We start from the raw sequence: 19,067 nt of genomic DNA, 5'->3' as shown, positions 1-19,067 counted from the left end.
GTCGCCGCCGTCCCCGCCGCCGCGGACGCGTCGACCCCCTGCAAGCCCCCTGAAGGCCGAACACCGCCCTCGCATGCCGGAAACCCCGACAAAAGGGCGGAAATCGACCACACCTGCTCGGAGATTCCAGCGTGACAGGGGCGCGCCGCCGCTCCCCCTGCCCCGCCTCGAGCCGTTGAAGAAGGACGTACCCGCCATGGCCGCCACCCCCGAAACGCCCGCAGCCGCCCCTGCAGCCGCCGCGCGCCGCAAGACCGGCCGTCACCGCGGTGAGGGCCAGTGGGCCGTCGGACACCACACCCCCCTCAACGGCAACGAGCAGTTCAAGAAGGACGACGACGGTCTCAACGTGCGGACGCGCATTGAGACGATCTACTCCAAGACGGGCTTCGACTCGATCGACCCCAACGACCTGCGCGGCCGTATGCGCTGGTGGGGTCTCTACACCCAGCGCAAGCCCGGGATCGACGGCGGCAGGACCGCGATCCTGGAGCCGGAGGAGCTGGACGACAAGTACTTCATGCTGCGCGTCCGCATCGACGGCGGCCGGCTGACCACCGAGCAGCTGCGCGTCATCGGCGAGATCTCCGAGGAGTTCGCGCGCGGCACCGCCGACCTCACCGACCGCCAGAACGTGCAGTACCACTGGATCCGGATCGAGGACGTCCCCGAGATCTGGCGCCGCCTGGAGGCCGTCGGCCTGTCCACCACCGAGGCCTGCGGTGACACCCCCCGCGTCATCCTCGGCTCGCCCGTCGCCGGCATCGCCCAGGACGAGATCATCGACGGCACCCCCGCCATCGAGGAGATCTACCGCCGCATCGTCGGCAACAAGGACTTCTCCAACCTGCCCCGCAAGTTCAAGTCCGCGATCTCCGGCTCGCCGCTGCTCGACGTGGCGCACGAGATCAACGACGTCGCCTTCGTCGGCGTGAACCACCCGGAGCACGGCCCCGGCTTCGACGTCTGGGTCGGCGGCGGCCTGTCCACCAACCCCAAGCTGGGCGTCCGCCTGGGCACCTGGGTCTCGCTCGACGAGGTCCCGGACGTCTACGAGGGCGTCATCTCGATCTTCCGCGACTACGGCTACCGGCGCCTGCGCACCCGCGCCCGCCTGAAGTTCCTCGTCGCCGACTGGGGCGCGGCCAAGTTCCGCCAGGTCCTGGAGGACGAGTACCTGAAGCGCAAGCTGTCCGACGGCCCCGCGCCCGAGCAGCCCAGCGGCCAGTGGCGCGACCACGTCGGCGTGCACCAGCAGCAGGACGGCAGGTTCTACGTCGGCTTCGCCCCCCGCGTCGGCCGTGTGGACGGCGCCACCCTGACCAAGATCGCGGAGATCGCCGAGCAGCACGGCTCCGGCCGCCTGCGCACCACCGCCGAGCAGAAGATGATCGTCCTCGACATCGAGGCCGACAAGGTCGACTCCCTCGTCGGGGCGCTGGAGGCGCTGGACCTGCGGGTCAAGCCGTCTCCGTTCCGCCGCGGCACCATGGCCTGCACCGGCATCGAGTTCTGCAAGCTGGCCATCGTCGAGACCAAGGGCCGCGGCGCGTCCCTGATCGACGAACTGGAGCGCCGCCTCCCGGACTTCGCCGAGCCGCTCACCATCAACATCAACGGGTGCCCGAACGCCTGCGCCCGTATCCAGGTGGCGGACATCGGTCTCAAGGGCCAGCTGGTCCTGGACGACGAGGGCAACCAGGTCGAGGGCTACCAGGTCCACCTGGGCGGCGCCCTGGGCCTGGAGGCCGGCTTCGGCCGCAAGGTCCGCGGCCTCAAGGTCACCTCGGCCGGTCTGCCGGACTACGTCGAGCGGGTCGTCACGCGCTTCGAGGAGCAGCGCGAGGACGGCGAGCGCTTCGCCGCCTGGGTCGGCCGCGCCAAGGACGAGGACCTCTCGTGAGCGAGCGCGCCGCACCGTTCTACTGCCCGTACTGCGGCGACGAGGACCTGTTTCCCAACGAAACGGGCCACGGCGCCTGGGAATGCAGGGCCTGCAACCGAGCCTTCCAGCTGAAGTACCTCGGGCTGCTGGCCCGGGGTGTTCAGACCAACGTCGCTGGAGGGGACGAGATATGACCACCGTTCAAGACGCGCGTCTCACGGAACTCAAGGAACTCGCCGAGCGGGCGGGCCGGGAGCTGGAGGACGCCTCCGCACTGGAGATCCTCACCTGGGCCGCGGAGACCTTCGGTGCGAAGTTCTGCGTGACCTCCTCGATGGAGGACGCGGTGGTCGCCCACCTCGCCTCCCGCGCCTTCCCCGGCGTGGACGTGGTGTTCCTGGACACCGGCTACCACTTCGAGGAGACCATCGGCACCCGCGACGCGGTCGAGGCCGTGATGGACGTCAACGTCATCACCCTCACCCCGCGCCAGAGCGTCGCCGAGCAGGACGCCGAGTACGGGCCGAAGCTCCACGACCGCGACCCCGACCTGTGCTGCGCCCTGCGCAAGGTCAAGCCCCTCGAAGAGGGCCTGACCGCGTACGAGGCCTGGGCCACGGGCCTGCGCCGCGACGAGTCCCCCACCCGAGCGAACACCCCGGTGGTCGGCTGGGACGAGAAGCGGGGCAAGGTCAAGGTCTCGCCGATCGCGCGCTGGACCCAGGAGGACGTGGAGGCGTACGTCGCCGAGCACGGGGTGCTGACCAACCCGCTGCTGATGGACGGCTACACCTCCGTCGGCTGCGCCCCCTGCACCCGCCGGGTCGCCGAGGGCGAGGACGTACGGGCCGGCCGCTGGGCCGGCCGCGGCAAGACCGAGTGCGGACTGCACGGCTGATGACCACCCCCAACCCCCCACAAACCAGGCACACCACGGAACTTACGGAGAAGCGGATGAGCGTGACCGGCCAGGGAGCCACCGTGTGGCTGACCGGTCTGCCCAGCGCGGGCAAGACCACCATCGCCTACGCGCTGGCGGAGCGGCTGCGGGGCGAGGGCCACCGGGTGGAGGTCCTCGACGGCGACGAGATCCGCGAGTTCCTCTCCGCCGGCCTGGGCTTCAGCCGCGAGGACCGGCACACCAACGTGCAGCGGATCGGCTTCGTCGCCGAACTCCTCGCGAGCAACGGCGTCAAGGCCCTCGTCCCGGTGATCGCGCCCTTCGCCGACAGCCGCGAGGCCGTCGCCAAGCGGCACGCCGCCGCCGGTACGCGCTACCTCGAAGTACACGTCGCGACCCCCGTCGAGGTGTGCTCCGAGCGCGACGTGAAGGGCCTGTACGCCAAGCAGGCGGCGGGCGAGATCTCCGGCCTGACCGGCGTCGACGACCCGTACGAGGCACCGCAGACCCCCGACCTCCGCATCGAGTCGCACACGCAGACCGTGCAGGAATCGGCTTCCGCCCTGCACGCACTGCTCACCGAGAGGGGTCTGGCATGACCACCGCCGCGCACCCGCACACCGAGTCCGGCTCCGACGCGCCCTACGCGCTGTCGCACCTCGACGCCCTCGAATCCGAGGCGGTGCACATCTTCCGCGAGGTGGCGGGCGAGTTCGAGAAGCCGGTGATCCTGTTCTCCGGCGGCAAGGACTCCATCGTCATGCTGCACCTGGCGCTGAAGGCCTTCGCCCCCGCCCCGGTGCCCTTCGCCCTGCTGCACGTGGACACCGGCCACAACTTCCCCGAGGTACTGGCCTACCGCGACCGCGCCGTCGCCCGGCACGGCCTGCGCCTGCACGTGGCCTCCGTCCAGGAGTACATCGACGCCGGCAAGCTCCGCGAGCGCCCGGACGGCGTCCGCAACCCGCTGCAGACCGTCCCGCTGACCGAGGCGATCCAGCAGCTGAAGTTCGACGCCGTCTTCGGCGGCGGGCGCCGCGACGAGGAGAAGGCCCGCGCCAAGGAGCGGGTGTTCTCCCTGCGCGACGAGTTCTCCCAGTGGGACCCCCGCCGCCAGCGCCCCGAGCTCTGGCAGCTCTACAACGGGCGCCACGCCCCCGGCGAGCACGTCCGCGTCTTCCCGCTGTCCAACTGGACCGAGCTGGACGTCTGGCAGTACATCGCCCGGGAGGGCATCGAACTGCCGGAGATCTACTTCGCGCACGAGCGGGACGTCTTCCGGCGCAACGGCATGTGGCTGACCGCCGGCGAGTGGGGCGGCCCCAAGGACACCGAGCCGGTGGAGACGCGCCTCGTGCGCTACCGCACCGTCGGTGACATGTCCTGCACCGGCGCCGTCGACTCCGACGCCGCCGACCTGGACGCCGTGATCGCCGAGATCGCCGTCTCCCGCCTCACCGAGCGGGGCGCCACCCGCGCCGACGACAAGCTGTCCGAGGCCGCGATGGAAGACCGCAAGCGCGAAGGGTACTTCTAGCCATGACCACCACCACCGAGCAGCTCAGCGCCACGACGCTGCTGCGCTTCGCCACCGCGGGTTCCGTCGACGACGGCAAGTCCACCCTGGTGGGCCGCCTGCTGCACGACTCGAAGTCGGTCCTCGAGGACCAGCTGGAGGCCGTGGAGCGGGTCTCCGCCGACCGCGGCCAGGACGCCCCGGACCTGGCCCTCCTCACCGACGGCCTGCGGGCCGAGCGGGAGCAGGGCATCACCATCGACGTGGCCTACCGCTACTTCGCCACCGCCCGCCGCCGGTTCATCCTCGCCGACACCCCCGGCCACGTGCAGTACACCCGCAACATGGTCACCGGCGCCTCCACCGCCGACCTCGCCGTGGTCCTCGTCGACGCCCGCAACGGCGTCATCGAACAGACCCGCCGCCACGCCGCCGTCGCCGCCCTCCTGCGCGTCCCCCACGTCGTCCTCGCCGTCAACAAGATGGACCTCGTCGACTACCGGGAGAGCGTCTTCGCGGAGATCGCCGAGGAGTTCACCGCCTACGCCTCCGAGCTGGGCGTCCCGGAGATCACCGCGATCCCGATCTCGGCGCTGGCCGGGGACAACGTGGTCGAGCCCTCCGCGAACATGGACTGGTACGGCGGCCCGACGGTGCTGGAGCACCTGGAGACCGTCCCGGTCAGCCACGACCTCACCGCCTGCCCGGCGCGTTTCCCCGTGCAGTACGTGATCCGTCCGCAGACCGCCGAGCACCCCGACTACCGCGGCTACGCGGGCCAGATCGCCTCCGGCGTCCTGCGCGTCGGCGAAGCCGTCACGGTCCTGCCGTCGGGCAAGACCTCGGTCATCGAGGGCATCGACGCGCTCGGCGAGCCGGTGGACATCGCCTGGTCCCCGCAGTCGGTGACGCTGCGGCTGAAGGACGACATCGACATCTCGCGCGGCGACCTGATCGCGCCGACCGCGAGCGCGCCGGCCACCACCCAGGACGTCGTCGCGACGGTCTGCCACGTGGCCGACCAGCCGCTGGCCGTGGGCGCGCGGGTGCTGCTGAAGCACACCACGCGCACGGTCAAGGCGATCGTCAAGGAGATCCCGTCCCGGCTGACCCTCGACGACCTCTCCCAGCACCCGGCCCCGGGTCAGCTGGTGGCCAACGACATCGGCCGCGTCGTCGTCCGCACCGCCGAGCCGCTCGCGCTCGACGCGTACGCCGACTCGCGCCGTACCGGGTCCTTCCTGCTGATCGACCCGGCCGACGGCACCACCCTCGCGGCGGGCATGGCGGGCGAGTCCTTCGCCTCCAAGGCCGAAGCGGTACCGGCGGACGAGGAAGGCTGGGACTTCTAGGCCATGCGGACCGACATGTACACCAGCTTCGCCAAGGAGGGCGGCCGCGTGGGAAGCGGCGCCCTCGGCAGCGGCCAGGGCGGAGTGGCCCGATGTGCGTGCTGACCGGACTGCCGTCGGCGTCCCGCCTTCGCCCCCACGCCTGCCCGCCCCCGCACCACCGCCGAAGAACCGCGCCGTAACCGACTGACGGCGCGCCGAGAGGAAGTCCTCCCGTGCCTGCCATCCACAAGACCCTGCTCCGCCGCGGCGCCGTCGCCGCCACCGCCCTGCCGCTGCTGATCGGCGCCCTCGCCTCCTGCGGCTACGGCTCCCAGGCCGAGAAGCCGGAGAACAAGGCGGCCGGCGCCACCGCCGACGGTGGCGCGAAGCTCTCGGCGTCCGAGGTCCGCATCGGGTACTTCCCGAACCTGACCCACGCCACCGCCCTGGTCGGCCTCCAGGAAGGCCTCATCGCCAAGGAACTCGGCGCCACCCAGATCAAGCCGCAGACCTTCAACGCCGGCCCCTCCGAGATCGAAGCCCTCAACGGCGGCTCCCTCGACATCGGCTTCATCGGCCCCTCCCCCTCCATCAACGGCTACGTCAAGTCCAAGGGCTCCAACCTGCGGATCATCTCCGGCTCCGCCTCCGGCGGCGTCAAGCTCGTCGTCAACCCCGACAAGATCAAGACCCTCGACGACCTCAAGGGCAAGAAGATCGCCACCCCGCAGAAGGGCAACACCCAGGACGTCGCCTTCCTCAACTGGATCGCCGAGAAGGGCTGGACGGTCGACCCCGAATCCGGCAAGGGCGACGTCTCCGTCGTCCGCACCGACAACAAGGTCACCCCCGACGCCTTCAAGCAGGGCTCCATCGACGGCGCCTGGGTCCCCGAACCCACCGCCTCCAAGCTCGTCTCCGACGGCGGCTCCGTCCTCCTCGACGAGACCTCCCTGTGGCCCGACAAGAAGTTCGTCATCACCAACGTCATCGTGTCCCAGAAGTTCCTCAAGGAACACGCCGACGTCGTCGAGGCCGTCCTGCGCGGCACCGTCAAGACCAACGAGTGGATCAACGCCAACCCCGAGAAGGCCAAGGCCTCCGCCAACGCCAAGCTCAAGGCCGACAGCGGCAAGGAACTCGACGCCAAGGTCCTCGACCCGGCCTGGCAGTCCATCCTCGTCACCGACGACCCCCTCGCGGGCACCCTGAAGACCGAGTCCGACTGGGCCGTCAAGGCCAAGCTCCTGGACAAGCCCGACCTCACCGGCATCTACGACCTCACCCTCCTCAACAAGGTCCTCAAGACCGCCGGAAAGCCCGAGGTCTCCGACGCCGGCCTCGGCGCCAAGTAACCCGTAGTCCAGCAAACCCAGGAGGTGACGACCATGGCCACCATGCTCGCCAAGGCTGCCGAGGGCGCGGCTGCGGAGCAGACGCACGCCGCCCGCATCGAGCACGTCTCGAAGTCCTTCTCCGGCCCGGCCGGATCGCAGCTCGTCCTGGACGACATCAGCCTCGATGTCGCTCCCGGCGAGTTCGTCACCCTCCTGGGGGCGTCGGGGTGCGGCAAGTCCACCCTGCTGAACCTGGTCGCGGGTCTGGACAAGCCGTCCGCGGGGTCGATCGAGACCCCCGGCGGCCGTCCGGCGCTGATGTTCCAGGAGCACGCCCTGTTCCCCTGGCTGACGGCCGGGAAGAACATCGAGCTGGCGCTGCGGCTGCGCGGGGTGGCCAAGGCCGACCGCAAGCCGGAGGCCGAACGGCTGCTGGAGCTGGTCCGGCTCGGCGGCGCCCACGGCAAGCGCGTCCACGAACTCTCCGGCGGCATGCGCCAGCGCGTCGCCCTCGCCCGGGCCCTCGCCCAGGACAGCCGCCTCCTCCTCATGGACGAGCCGTTCGCGGCCCTCGACGCCATCACCCGCGACGTCCTCCACGGCGAACTCACCCGCATCTGGGCTGAGACCGGGCTCTCGGTCCTCTTCGTCACCCACAACGTCCGCGAGGCCGTCCGCCTCGCCCAGCGCGTCGTCCTCCTCTCCTCCCGCCCCGGCCGGGTCGCCAGGGAATGGACCGTCGACATCCCCCAGCCGCGCCGCATCGAGGACGCGGACGTAGCCGAGCTGTCCCTCGAGATCACTGAACACCTGCGTGGGGAGATCCGCCGCCATGGCCAGCACTGACACCACCCCCAAGGCGGCGAAGGGCGACGACCTGGCCGGCCTGGAGGCCGGCCTCGACGCCCTCGACGCGGTCCAGACCCACCGCACCCCGGTGCGCGAGGTCCTGACCAAGAAGGTCCTGCCCCCGCTCCTGGCCGTCGGCCTGGTGCTGGTGGTCTGGCAGGTCCTGGTCTCGGCGAAGGTCACCGACGAGACCAAGCTCCCGGCCCTTTCCGCCGTCTGGGACAGCCTGTCCGCGATGTGGCTCAAGGGCACGCTCCTCGACGTCATCTGGACCTCGGTCTCCCGCGGTCTGCTCGGCTTCCTTCTCGCCCTGGCCATCGGCACCCCGCTGGGCCTGCTGGTGGCGCGGGTGAAGTTCGTCCGCGCCGCGATCGGCCCGATCCTCCAGGGCCTGCAGTCCCTGCCCTCGGTCGCCTGGGTGCCGCCGGCGGTGCTCTGGTTCGGCCTCAACGACGCCATGATGTACACGGTGATCCTGCTGGGCGCCGTCCCGTCCATCGCCAACGGTCTCGTCTCCGGCATCGACCAGGTCCCGCCGCTGTTCCTGCGGGCCGGCCGCACCCTGGGCGCCACCGGCCTGCGCGGCGCCTGGCACGTCGTCATGCCGGCCGCCCTGCCGGGCTACGTCGCCGGCCTCAAGCAGGGCTGGGCCTTCTCCTGGCGCTCCCTGATGGCCGCCGAGATCATCGCCAGCTCCCCCGACCTGGGCCTCGGCCTCGGCCAGCTGCTGGAGAACGGCCGCAACAACATCGACCTGCCGGGCGTGTTCCTCGCGATCGTCCTGATCCTGGTCGTGGGCATCGCCATCGACCTGCTGATCTTCAGCCCGGTCGAGCGCTGGGTCCTGCGCAGCCGCGGCCTGCTGGTCAAGAACTGAAACCCGAGAGTCCCATGTCCTCCCCCGCCCTCCTGGTCATAGCCCACGGCAGCCGCGACCCGCGGCACGCGGCGACCGTGCACGCCCTCGTCGGGCGCGTCCGCTCGCTGCGGCCGGGGCTGCGGGTGGAGACGGCCTTCCTGGACTTCAACGGTCCCACCGTCTCCCAGGCCCTGGCCTCCCTGTACCTGTCGGGCGCCCGGGAGGTCGTGGCCCTGCCGCTGCTCCTCACCAGGGCCTTCCACGCCAAGGCCGACATCCCCGCGGTCCTCGCGGAGTCGGCGACCCGCCTGCCCGACCTCGCGGTCCGGGTGGCGGACGTGCTGGGCCCGCACCCCTTCCTGGTGGCCTCCCTGGAGCGCCGCCTCGCCGAGGCCGGTGTCGGCCTCACCCCGGCGGACCGCGCGACGACCGGTGTCGTCCTCGCGTCCGCCGGCTCCTCGGACCCGGAGGCGATCGCAGTGATCGCTGAAATCGCGCGGGAGTGGCGGCACACCGGTTGGTGCGCCGTGCGGCCTGCGTTCGCCTCCGCCGCCCTTCCGCGTACGGAGGACGCCGTCCGCGCCCTGCGCGCGGAGGGCGTCCGCCGCGTGGCCGTGGCCCCGTACGTCATCGCCCCGGGCTTCCTCCCGGACCGCATCGTGACGGGCGCCCGGGCGGCCGGCGCGGACGCGGTGGCGAACGTCCTGGGCGCAGCCCCGGACCTGGCCCGCCTCCTCCTCCACCGCTACGACACAGCCACCCCGACCCACACCCCGCACCGGGCCCTGACGGCCTGAGCGGGGCCTGTCCTCGGAGGCGAAGCCGGGCGCCCACATGGCGAAGCGACCCAAGCGCCTCCAGCCAGCCAACCCCCAGCTGGAGGCCACCCAAAGGCCTCAGCGCGTCCTGGAGGTCATCCACGGATACATCGACAGGGCCTCCCGGGGCAGATCGCGCTATCCCACTTCCACCTTGCACACGCCATCGAAATCCTGGTCCGCACCCAGCTCGCCACCCCAGTCGCGTTCGGCGTCTACCCCACTGGCTCCTCCCTCAAGCTCGCCGACTCCGGCCGCACCGCGGGCGCGTTGCTGCGCCACGAGGTCGGGGCCGCGGTCTACGTCGCTGCCTACACCGACGGCGAGGCCTCCATCACCCAGTACGCCGACAGCCCCACCGCCCCGGCGGGAAGCCGTCCACGCCATCGGCAAGGCCCTGCTGGGCCAGCCCAACCCCGCCGAGCGCCGCGACCACCTGGTCAGGCACTGAATGGAGGCCTTCACCCCGCACACGATCACCAGCCAGGAGGAGCTGTTCGCCGAACTCGACACCCGCGATCCCGGCGAGCCCCTCTCGACCTCCAGGAATACGCCCTGGACACAAGGGTGCGCGGCCGTCCCCATCCGCACCGGCACCGACCCCTCATGCGTGGCCCTCTCCCTTCCAACCCCGGACCCGCTCAAGCGCGCGCAGGCCGCCAGGGTCCTGCGCAACGAAGGGTTCTCCGTCCTCCTGTCCCTCGTCATCGGCGGCAGCAACCCGCCTCCGCCTGTTGCGCCGAGCACCCCCTGCATCGTGATCCCCCAGTAGCCGACGTGCCACGGACGCGCGCGGACAGGCAGGCGGGGGAATGTCGCCCCTCCACGCGAGTCAGGCCATACGGGCGGGGGCCAGGTCGTCGAGCCGCTAATCGGTACCGGCGAGGAGTCAGGGGAAAACCGGTCCAGCGGACTTCGGTCGCTCGCGTGCCGCACGCTTCTGATCGCGACGCCCGCGGCGGCTCGGACGGATAGCGGGATGCTGGCGGAGGCTTCTCGCTGCGGTCGTTAGCCATGGCCCATCCATCAAGTGAGAAAGGGCCTGCCGAAAATAAATCGGTAGGCCCTTCTCTTGCAACATCAGGCTATCCCGTCAACCCTGCCGCGGCGTACGACGCGAAGTTCTTCTCCACAGCAAGGAATGGGATGTTACATTCTAAATTTCGAATTGCCAGGCAGGGAATGATGTACCCCCGTCGGGTGCGGCAGCTACCCCGCCCCGAGCCAGGGATCCACCCGCAATTCGGTCAGGGTTTCTTCGTTGTAGCGAATCATTCCCTCAACGAAAGCGGCAATTGATGGAAACGTCTCGATTTCTTGTCCTGCAATCCATCTAACCACCCCAGTTTCAAGACCGAGCACGAAGCAGTCGATGTCAAACTGCGCTGCAGCGATTGGGAGGAACTTCGCGCGGTCGATCGAGAGAAGGCCACCGCTCCCCTGATCGGCCGCCTCCAGGAGCTCCCACGCCTTTTGAAGTTTTTCGCCGCGAATGAAATCATCCGTTCCAAACAGGTCCACATCGTGATAGAAGCCGGGCCAGCCATTTGCTACCGTCAGCAGCTGCACATGATCTGCGACGAGAAGTCCAGGGACAATCTCCCTGCATTCACCGATCTCCGTCGGCGTGGCTCCGGGGTTTGGTGGCCCGTAATTCCAGATCTCATTGACATCCGCTGCGGCCATTTCGTTGGTCAAGCGCGAAAATCGCTCCACCATCTGCCGCCAGTACCGATCATCACGCTTCATGGTTTAAACCTAAATTTAGTCGGAACGAATCCCACTGGGTAACGTAGCGATTGCCCACCAAGGCTTGAATTTACCCTACTGGACAGGTCAATCCACTCAGGCGGATTAGCCATCCCTGTCCAAGTGGTATCGGGCCCGTGCCCGACGACACCTGTGTACGGAGTACCTGCAGCAGCGGCTCGCTTGCGCTCGGCCGCCGCCGATCTGCTGGCTTGGCTTCGCAGCGTGCCAGTGGTGCTCACGCGGCCACCAGCCGTGTGGCCAGCACAGCGAGCTCGTTCGCAGGAGGCAACATAGTCCTTGACCTCCTGGATCTCGGCTGCAGTCGCATTGGGGGGCGGACTGAACTCGACAACGCCACTGCCGGCCGACGGGGGGCAGTTGTGAACGAGGACCGAGACGGCCCCCGCCAACACGTAGTACGTGTGGAGCGCCGCAACCGTGAGGTTGTGGGTGACGAGGTGGGCGAGGTAGGTCCGGCTGTTGGTGAGGGTGACAGATTTACCCTCTGCTGTCCGTAGGTGGGTGCCGGGGGTGAGGGTTGCTGCGTCGCGCCACTCACGGTCGGTTTCGGACCAGAAGGGGTGGTGGTCAGTGGTAGTGATGGTCTGGGGGCCATCAGTCGTTTCGATGGTGAGGTCGACGTATTCCTTGTCGTCCTCGGTGCGGATGGCTGCGGTCACGGTCTCGGGCGTGGTCTCGCCCGTTTCGGGGTCGGTGGCCAGAACCTCGTCGTCGGGCTTCAGCTCCTCGATGGGCTTGCTGGTGCCGTCCGCGAGGAGTACGCGCGTGCCAGATACGAAGCTGTTCTTGCATTCATCGGGCTTTGACTTAGGCCGAGCCGCCGGCTTACCGCCGAAGACTATCTTGTTGATGCTCTTCTCGAGCTCGCCACCGTTTTCGAGTTCGGCATACAAGCCAAGGCCCAGCATGTATCCAATGTTGTCTACTGAATTCTCGCAGGTGATGCCGTCCATGTTGCACATCACGTGGGAGAGGTAGGGGAGGACTGGTACCGAGGTGGCGTTGCACCGTCCGTCCTTGTACATGCAGTTTGCGACCCAGTTGTACTTCTTGAAGAGGTTGGGCTGGTGCTTTTCTACTGCAGCGAATGCGTTATCGAGGGCCTTCTGGCTCGTGTAGTGGACCTTGACGGGGCCCATTTCGATGTAGCTGTCGTAATCCTTGGGGTAGTAGTAAGACTTAAATCCGATCGAGTGATAGTCATCGGGGTGGTTGACGATATTGCAGCCACCGCATCCGCCGCTGCTGATGCCGCCGCTGTCCATGCCCTCGTAGATCATCAGGCCGGACGGGTCGCTATTGGTGATGGGGTTGCCGTTGGCGTAGGTGTAGCCGTTCATCTGGAGCGGGTCGGTGATGTCGATGATCGGGTCGACCGAGATGAAGCGACCGGTGGAGGGTTCGTACTCGCGGGCTCCGATGTGGGTCAGGCCCGTGCTGCTGTCGTCGACGCCCGTCCCGAGGAAGGTGCGGTCGCCGGGCCAGTTGGCGGGCTGGCCGCCGCGGGGGTTGCCGTAGGGGTCGGATTTGCGGCGGGTGACCGTTTGGCCGGCCGCTGCGTCGACTGAGGTGGTGGCCGTGCCGTGGTGGTCGGTGGTCAGGACCGAGAGGCTGTGGCCGGTGGCCTTGCCTTGAGTGCGGCGGACGGTGGTCGGACCGCCGGGGCTACTGTAGTAGCGGACGGCGTCCACGGCCTGGCCGGCCTTGTTGACCGTGACCTCGGTGTCGCCGAGGTAGAGGGTGCGGGAGCTGCCGGTCTCCTCGATGAGGCGGTTGCCGTCCGCGTCGTAGATGTAGGTGGTGGTGTTGTCGAAGCTGAACTGCTGCGGTCCGGTCGCGTTGCAGGACCACAGCTGGAGGTCACTGCCGTCGGTAGCGTTGTTGGGGACGTCGACGCACTGGTTGGTGGCCGGGTTGTTCAGGGACTTGTCGCTGGCGCGGTAGACGAACTTCTGCTTGTCGCTGCCGTCACAGGTGGCCAGGACCAGCTTGGTGCCGCTGGTGGTGAGGCACTTGTCGAGGGCACGGACGGTGTCTCCCGAGAGTCGCCACCGCTGAGCCTTGGTTTCGTTGCAAGGCCAGATCTGTACCGGGGTGCCGTCGGCGGTGCCGGCGTTTTCGATGTCGATGCACTTGCCCGAGGCGCCGGTGACCGCGACGGCTCCGATGCCGGGGCTCGTGGCCGAGGTGAGCTTGTTGCGGCGGTCCCAGTTGAGGGTCTGGGTATCGCCGTTGACGCGCCGGCTCTTGGTGTTGCCGGAGGCGTCGTATGTGTATGTGTTGAGAGAGGTGACCGTGGAGCCCGGGGTTCGGGTGGTCTTTTCTGCCTGTGCGAGGGCGTGCGGCTGGGTTTTGTTTGTGGGCTGGGTGCCGTTACCGACGACAGTGATGCCGTAGGTGTAGGTGGTCTCGTCGTCCAGGGCGCTGTTGGTCAGGTCGTGGTCGATGAGTTTGGTGCGGTTGCCGAGCGCGTCGAACTGGTATTCCTGCCAGTAGCCGTCACCATCCGGGCCGGGGGTGACATCGGTAGGGCTGGGGCCGGTGCATGCGTCGGTTTTGCCGGTCCATGCCTTGGTCAGCCGGCCCATCGGGTCGTATGCGTAGCACTGGAGGTCGGCGCGGCCGCCGGGCTGGCCGTCGGTGACCGAGGTGATGTTGCCCGCGGGATCGTAGGCGTAGGAGACGTCGCTGATGCGGTTGGGACCGGTCTCGCGGTCGCTGATCTGGTGCGTGACCTGGCCGGTGTTCGGGTTGTAGAAGTTGGTGGTCCAGAGCCGGTTCGGCGCGTTGCCGGACGCGGTGCGCAGGACCTCGCCGAACGGGCTGTACTTGATGTCCGCGGTGTACCAGGCCAGGCCCGACTGGGTCTGGGGCATGCCGTCGGCGTTGTAGCGGGTCACCAGCTTCTCGGCGGCAAGGCCGCCCGGAGTGGCGGGAAGGGTGCTGGACTGGACCTTGCCTGTCGGCGTGTAGGTGACGCTGGAGGTGTAGGTGCCTGCGAGGCCCTTGGTCGCGGGCACGTCCGGGATGGTGGTCTTCGATCCGGTCGGGCGGTACTCCGCGTCGTAGCCGGTGATCTCGGTCTTGTATGCCGCTCCGCTTTCGTAGCGGGTGGAGGAGACGGCCTGGCCCAGGGCGCCGGGCAGGGAGTCGAAGGTCCACGAGGCGACGAGTGGGCCGTTGGCTGCGTCGTCGCGCAGCTCGGTCTTGCGGCCGAGGTCGTCGTAGGTCGTGTACTGGGTCCGGCCGGTGGAGTCCTTGACCCAGATCTGCCGGTCCAGGGTGTCGAAGCCGAATTCCGAACGGCCGGTGTCCGGGTCCTCTGAGGCGGTCAGCCGCCCGCGGGCGTCGTAGGTGTACGTCCACTTGTTGCCGGCCGCGTCGGTGACTGACGTGAGCTTGTCGCGAGTGTCGTAGGCGTAGGAGGTCCTGTTCCAAGTGGTGAGGTCCGAGGCCGTAGCCTGTTCGACGGCCGAGGTCCGGCCCAGGGGGTCGGACCAGGTCTTCGAAGCACGGCTGCCTTGGAGCGGGGTGCTGCCGTCCACGGACATGGCCGAGCGGCTGAGTGTGAAGTCCCCTCCGTACTGGACGGTGGAGGAGTACTGAGGCACGTCGGAGTGGACCGTGGTGGCGCGAACAGGTCGGCCGAGGCCGTCATAGGCGGTCGCGGCGGAGTTCGGGACCTGAAACACGGATTCCGGTACGAAGATCTTCTTCGTCGGTGTGCCCTCGGCGTAGTAGGCGTTGTTGGTCTGGCTGACCGTGCCGTTCGCGTTGTAGAACGTGTCCGTGATCACCCGACCGCCGCCGAGGGCATCGCCCTGGGTCTGGCGTTGGCGCATGAGGCCGTCGTAGATGTCGACGGTCTGCTTGTAGGTGCCGTTGTCCTGAAGGGTGCTGCTGGTGACCGCCGGCGGCTCGTGCTCGCTGATCTGGTACGAGAAGGTGTAGGCCGCCTTATCCGTTCCCGGCTTCTGCGACGGAGTCCATACGGCGGTTGAGCGTCCCAGGTTGTCGTAGGCGGCTGTGATCTTGCGGCCGTTGGGGTCGGTCTTCTCGATCGGACTGTTGCGGCCGGGATCGGCCTTCACCGTGCTGGTGCGGCCCATCACGTCGGTGCCGGACATGCTGAAGGCGGGGCCTGTCGCCGGGCTGTAGGCCGTCGTGACGGAATGGCCGACGACATCGAACACCTTGGTCACGCGTCCGAGCACGTCGTACTCGGAGCGCGCAGTCGTGACCCAGCCTGTGCCGTTGGCGTCGTTGGTGTCGACCTGGGAGACCAGTCCCCTGTCCGGGGTGGCGCCGAAGGCGCCCGGCGCGTCATAGGCCGTGCGGCTGTCGGAGAGCAGTGCCCCTGTTGCTGCCTGAGCGCAGTCGCCCGCCGTGGTGCGGACGCGCTGGGGCAGGCCGATCAGATGCTTGGCGGTGTTGTGGACGTAGCTCGTGGTCCCGCATATCTGTCCGGTGGTCTGCCATCCACCGGTACCGTTGGGGCTGATGGCTTCGGCCTGGACGGTCTGAGTCAGCCCGTAGATGGGCTCGAAGGTATTGCGGGTGCGCAGGGTCCGAGTGGCGCCGCCGCTGATCGTCGTTATTTGGTCAGTGCGCGAGGTGCCTGACCGGTACGCGTTGAGCGGGGTGTTGCCGTCCCGGGGGCGGGATGCGGTCTGCTGGCTCCACGGCCATGCCAGGGCACGCGAGACTACGCTGCCGCCGGCCTTGGTGTAGGTGATGGTCTCGGCGGTGAACCCCTGGAACTGGGGCAGGTCCTCACCGAAGTCTTCGGAGCCGGTCGAATCCTTGACCGTGATCTTGGCTCGGCCGGCGTCGCCCGACATGCCGCGGAAGTAGCGGGTACGGGTCTGGGACTGCTCGGTGGCATCGGGCTTGCCCGTGTTGGCGGTGACACCCTTGTTCGTCACCACGCTGGCGTAGCCGCGCCACTGACTGTAGGTGCGCAGCTCGGGCTTGGAGAACTCGTCGTTGTCCTTGGCCCAGGCGGCGTCACCCTCGTAGGTGTAGGAAGTGGTGACGTCGGGCTGACGCGCTACGCGGTCCTTCTCGGTGACCTTGTCGACGACGTACTTGTTGAACCACTGCAGCGGCGGCTTCTCCAGCTCAGGGTCCGGCGACCAGTACACCGGGAAGCAGCGGGTGGTGTTCTCCTCCGGCTTAGGGTGCGTGCCGCCGACCGGGCAGGGAGCGGAGTAGCCGACGACGATCTCGCCACCGGTCTCGGTGCGGATGGTCTCCACACGCAGGCGGTCGAAGTCCGGCGTCGCGTCCATAGGACCGGTCGCGACGCGGTTGGGCATGTCCTTGACGTTGGCGACGAAGGAGACCGGCGGAAGGCTCGTGGACTGCTGATTCCCAGCACTGTCCTTGGCCGTCCCGTACCCGGTGCGGGTGATGGACTCCAGCCAGAGCGGAGGGTGGGTGTCGGTGCGCTGGCGTGGGAAGGACTGGGCCAGGGTCCAGCGGTCCACCAGGGACAGCGCGGTCGATCCCTCGGTGCGCTGGGCGTACGCGGTGACGGCGGTCAGGCGCTTGCGGGTCCAGAACGTCGGGGAGCTGACGTAGCAGTCCTTGGCGGTGGGCTTGCAGTACAGCGTGGAGGGGGTGTCCCACCACGGCTGCTTGTCACCGTAGTTGTTGCCCTCGAACTCGGCGTCGGAGCACTGGACGGTGCCTTCCTTGATGCAGCGCTCGGCGACCGTGAACTCGACCTTGCCGGCCGGGGGGCCGGAGAGGTTGTCGCTGCGCAGCCCGTAGGTGATCTGCGTGGGGTAGCCGGCCCGGGCGTAAGTGACCGCTTCCTTGAACTTGGAGTTCTTGGCGTAGCGGTTGGTCTCCTTGGCCCAGTCGATGATCATAGCGTTGCCGTGGACGTCCTCGACGTAGTCGAGGTTCCAGCGCCAGCCCTGGTCGCAGGAGGAGGCGGCGAAGGTGCTCTGGTAGCAGGGTTCGCCGGGGTGGTTGCCGAAGACGGGGACGGTGAGGACCGAGTTGGTGACCGGGCGTGTGCCGGCGCCGTCGACGTCGTGGCGGCCGAAGAAGTAGCGGGTGCCGTCACGGGTGGTGACGATCCAGTACTCGCCGTCCTTGGCGCCGTTGGGGACCGTGGTGTCGGTCTTGTGCTCGACGCGGGAGCCGTCGTCGGAGGCGGGGATCCAGTTGCCGGTGGCGGCGTCGTGGACGAGCTCGGTGGTGGAGCCGCCCAGCGACATCACCACATTGTCGCCCGCCCAGCACAGGTCGGACTTCTTCTTGTCCGTGGCGTTGTCGTTGTTCGGGGCGCCCGAAATGTTCTTGCGGTCGTCGTCGCAGGAGCGGTAGCGGCGCTCGATGTAGCCGGGGTTGTAGTCCCAGCCGTCACCGATCCAGGATGCCTGACCATTGGAGACGGAGGTCCTGCCGTCGACTGTCTGGGAGGAGTACGAGAACCTCACCTGCGGGGTAGGCCCAGCCGGAGCTGCGGGCACCGTCAGAGGGTAGGACCAGGAGAAGCCGCCGCCGCTGCCGCCCGCGGTCCAGGAACCGGACGGGGACAGGGAGGTGGCCTTGTAGGTGCCGCCCGCGCCGGAGGCGCCGTCGGAGGCGGCCAGGACGGTGGGGCCGCCGCTGCCGCCGGCCATCGTGCGCATGCCCTGCCCGGGCGCGGTGGCCGGGTCGATGGTCGCGCGGACGGTGCCGGTGGCCGGGTCGTTGGTGCTCGGGACGTCCTGGGCGACGGTGCACTCGGGGAGGTCCGGCGTGGTCAGGAAGCACTCGGGGAGCTGCTTGAGCTCCAGGCGGGTGGCCCACTCGGTGCCGTAGAGGTCCTTGAACTTCTTGTAGTCCAGCTGGACGTCGACCGGCGTGGAGCCCTCGGCGGGCGGGGTCACCTTGATGAGCGCGCCGTCGACGTTCGCGGCCTCGGTCGCGGCACGTGTCTCGACCGCCACCGACCAGGTGCCCGACGGCGCGGGCGGAGTCGGGTTCTCCGCGGTCGGCGACGCCTTGCCGATGCTGACTGGCAGGGAGCCGGCCTGGACCAGCTGGTCACCCGACAGGGCGACGGTGGCGCTGCCGCCGGTGGGCGGTGTCACCTTGGACGGTTCGTACTCCGGCGGGGACTGGACGGGTGCGCCGGCCCAGCCCTCGAGTTTGGCCGCCTCGACCTTGTCGAGCTTGGCCTTCATGTCCTGCTGGAGGCCCGGCAGCTGGACGCCACTGCGGTCGCCCGGTGGCGCTGCCCAGGCCTGGATCGGCAGGAGTGATGCGATCAGCGCCACCGAGACGGTGAGGCCGGTACGCCCGGCGAGGCGCGCGCGTTTTACGCGCGCTCTTCTGTTTCCGGGCAGGCGGAAATTATGCGCCGAGAACGGCGACATGTGGACCCCCCACGCTCTGCCCACGGTGAAGACACACGTGTGGCAGGAAACTGACAAATAGTCCGCTGATTCTGTGGCGTGACGCACAGGAAATCCATAGGAAGCGCCACCGTGTGGCGTTTATCACTTACCACCTGCATACATTGCAACAAAAGCGGCATTTCGAGCTCAGATCCGACATTCTTGCAGGTGACGATGTCTGTGCGATGCGTCATGCTCTGCTCGCACATTCCATGCGCGAACGGCCGGATGGGGAGCCGGTATTCGCGTCACCCGGTCGCCCGGCCCATTTCGCCAGCGAGTACCCAGGGGTGGCTGAATCGCGCGCCCGAGGGGGGAGAAGAACCAGCGTGTCCAAAATCGAACCCGAGCATGAAGGCTGGCCAAATAAGGCCCCTGGAAAAGCAGTTGGGCGGCAG

The 19,067-nt window shown here is 68.5% G+C and carries 13 protein-coding genes; 11 read left to right on the top strand and 2 right to left on the bottom strand.

Annotated features, from left to right (window positions below; genetic code table 11):
- Window positions 1-196: 196 nt before the first annotated feature.
- From B4U46_RS27575 to B4U46_RS27520, 11 genes are all read left to right on the top strand, one after another.
- Complete coding sequence (locus B4U46_RS27575) at window positions 197-1,903, top strand: nitrite/sulfite reductase (protein WP_079430339.1); 1,707 nt, start codon at window positions 197-199, stop codon at window positions 1,901-1,903.
- On the top strand, window positions 1,900-2,079 hold the full coding sequence (locus B4U46_RS27570; protein ID WP_079430338.1) for a hypothetical protein: 180 nt from the start codon (window positions 1,900-1,902) through the stop codon (window positions 2,077-2,079). Before B4U46_RS27575 ends, B4U46_RS27570 begins: the two co-directional genes overlap by 4 nt.
- Window positions 2,076-2,783: a phosphoadenylyl-sulfate reductase gene (locus B4U46_RS27565; RefSeq protein WP_079430337.1), complete on the top strand. Its 708-nt coding sequence runs from the start codon at window positions 2,076-2,078 to the stop codon at window positions 2,781-2,783. The genes B4U46_RS27570 and B4U46_RS27565 overlap by 4 nt, the downstream gene beginning before the upstream one ends.
- Window positions 2,784-2,839: 56 nt before the next feature.
- On the top strand, window positions 2,840-3,385 hold the full coding sequence (cysC, locus tag B4U46_RS27560) for an adenylyl-sulfate kinase (RefSeq protein WP_079430336.1): 546 nt from the start codon (window positions 2,840-2,842) through the stop codon (window positions 3,383-3,385).
- Window positions 3,382-4,323, top strand: coding sequence for a sulfate adenylyltransferase subunit CysD (gene cysD / locus B4U46_RS27555; RefSeq protein WP_079430335.1), 942 nt, complete (start codon window positions 3,382-3,384; stop codon window positions 4,321-4,323). Before cysC ends, cysD begins: the two co-directional genes overlap by 4 nt.
- A 2-nt stretch (window positions 4,324-4,325) precedes the next feature.
- Entirely contained in the window at window positions 4,326-5,654 is a 1,329-nt protein-coding gene (locus B4U46_RS27550) for a sulfate adenylyltransferase subunit 1 (RefSeq protein WP_079430334.1), read from the top strand.
- Window positions 5,655-5,869: 215 nt separating this feature from the next.
- Window positions 5,870-6,991, top strand: coding sequence for an aliphatic sulfonate ABC transporter substrate-binding protein (locus B4U46_RS27540; RefSeq protein WP_079430332.1), 1,122 nt, complete (start codon window positions 5,870-5,872; stop codon window positions 6,989-6,991).
- Between the two features lie 33 nt (window positions 6,992-7,024).
- The gene (locus tag B4U46_RS27535) at window positions 7,025-7,819 is read left to right on the top strand and encodes an ABC transporter ATP-binding protein (protein WP_079430331.1); all 795 of its coding nucleotides are present in this window, start codon (window positions 7,025-7,027) and stop codon (window positions 7,817-7,819) included.
- Window positions 7,806-8,699 carry an ABC transporter permease gene (locus B4U46_RS27530; RefSeq protein ID WP_079430330.1) on the top strand — a complete coding sequence of 298 codons (894 nt, stop codon included), beginning with the start codon at window positions 7,806-7,808 and terminating at the stop codon, window positions 8,697-8,699. Before B4U46_RS27535 ends, B4U46_RS27530 begins: the two co-directional genes overlap by 14 nt.
- 14 nt (window positions 8,700-8,713) lie before the next feature.
- Entirely contained in the window at window positions 8,714-9,478 is a 765-nt protein-coding gene (locus tag B4U46_RS27525; protein WP_079430329.1) for a sirohydrochlorin chelatase, read from the top strand.
- Window positions 9,479-9,950: 472 nt separating this feature from the next.
- Window positions 9,951-10,271: an IclR family transcriptional regulator C-terminal domain-containing protein gene (locus B4U46_RS27520; RefSeq protein ID WP_079430328.1), complete on the top strand. Its 321-nt coding sequence runs from the start codon at window positions 9,951-9,953 to the stop codon at window positions 10,269-10,271.
- Window positions 10,272-10,708: 437 nt separating this feature from the next.
- On the opposite strand, the gene B4U46_RS27515 is transcribed toward B4U46_RS27520, so the two are convergent.
- Complete coding sequence (locus tag B4U46_RS27515; RefSeq protein ID WP_123995254.1) at window positions 10,709-11,248, bottom strand: hypothetical protein; 540 nt, start codon at window positions 11,246-11,248, stop codon at window positions 10,709-10,711.
- Entirely contained in the window at window positions 11,245-18,549 is a 7,305-nt protein-coding gene (locus B4U46_RS27510; RefSeq protein WP_123995255.1) for a ricin-type beta-trefoil lectin domain protein, read from the bottom strand. Before B4U46_RS27510 ends, B4U46_RS27515 begins: the two co-directional genes overlap by 4 nt.
- Window positions 18,550-19,067 lie beyond the last annotated feature (518 nt).

The organism is Streptomyces katrae (genome assembly GCF_002028425.1).
GTDB lineage: Bacteria > Actinomycetota > Actinomycetes > Streptomycetales > Streptomycetaceae > Streptomyces > Streptomyces katrae_A.
Note: the sequence above shows the minus strand (reverse complement) of the source record. Positions and strands in the feature narration are given on the sequence as shown.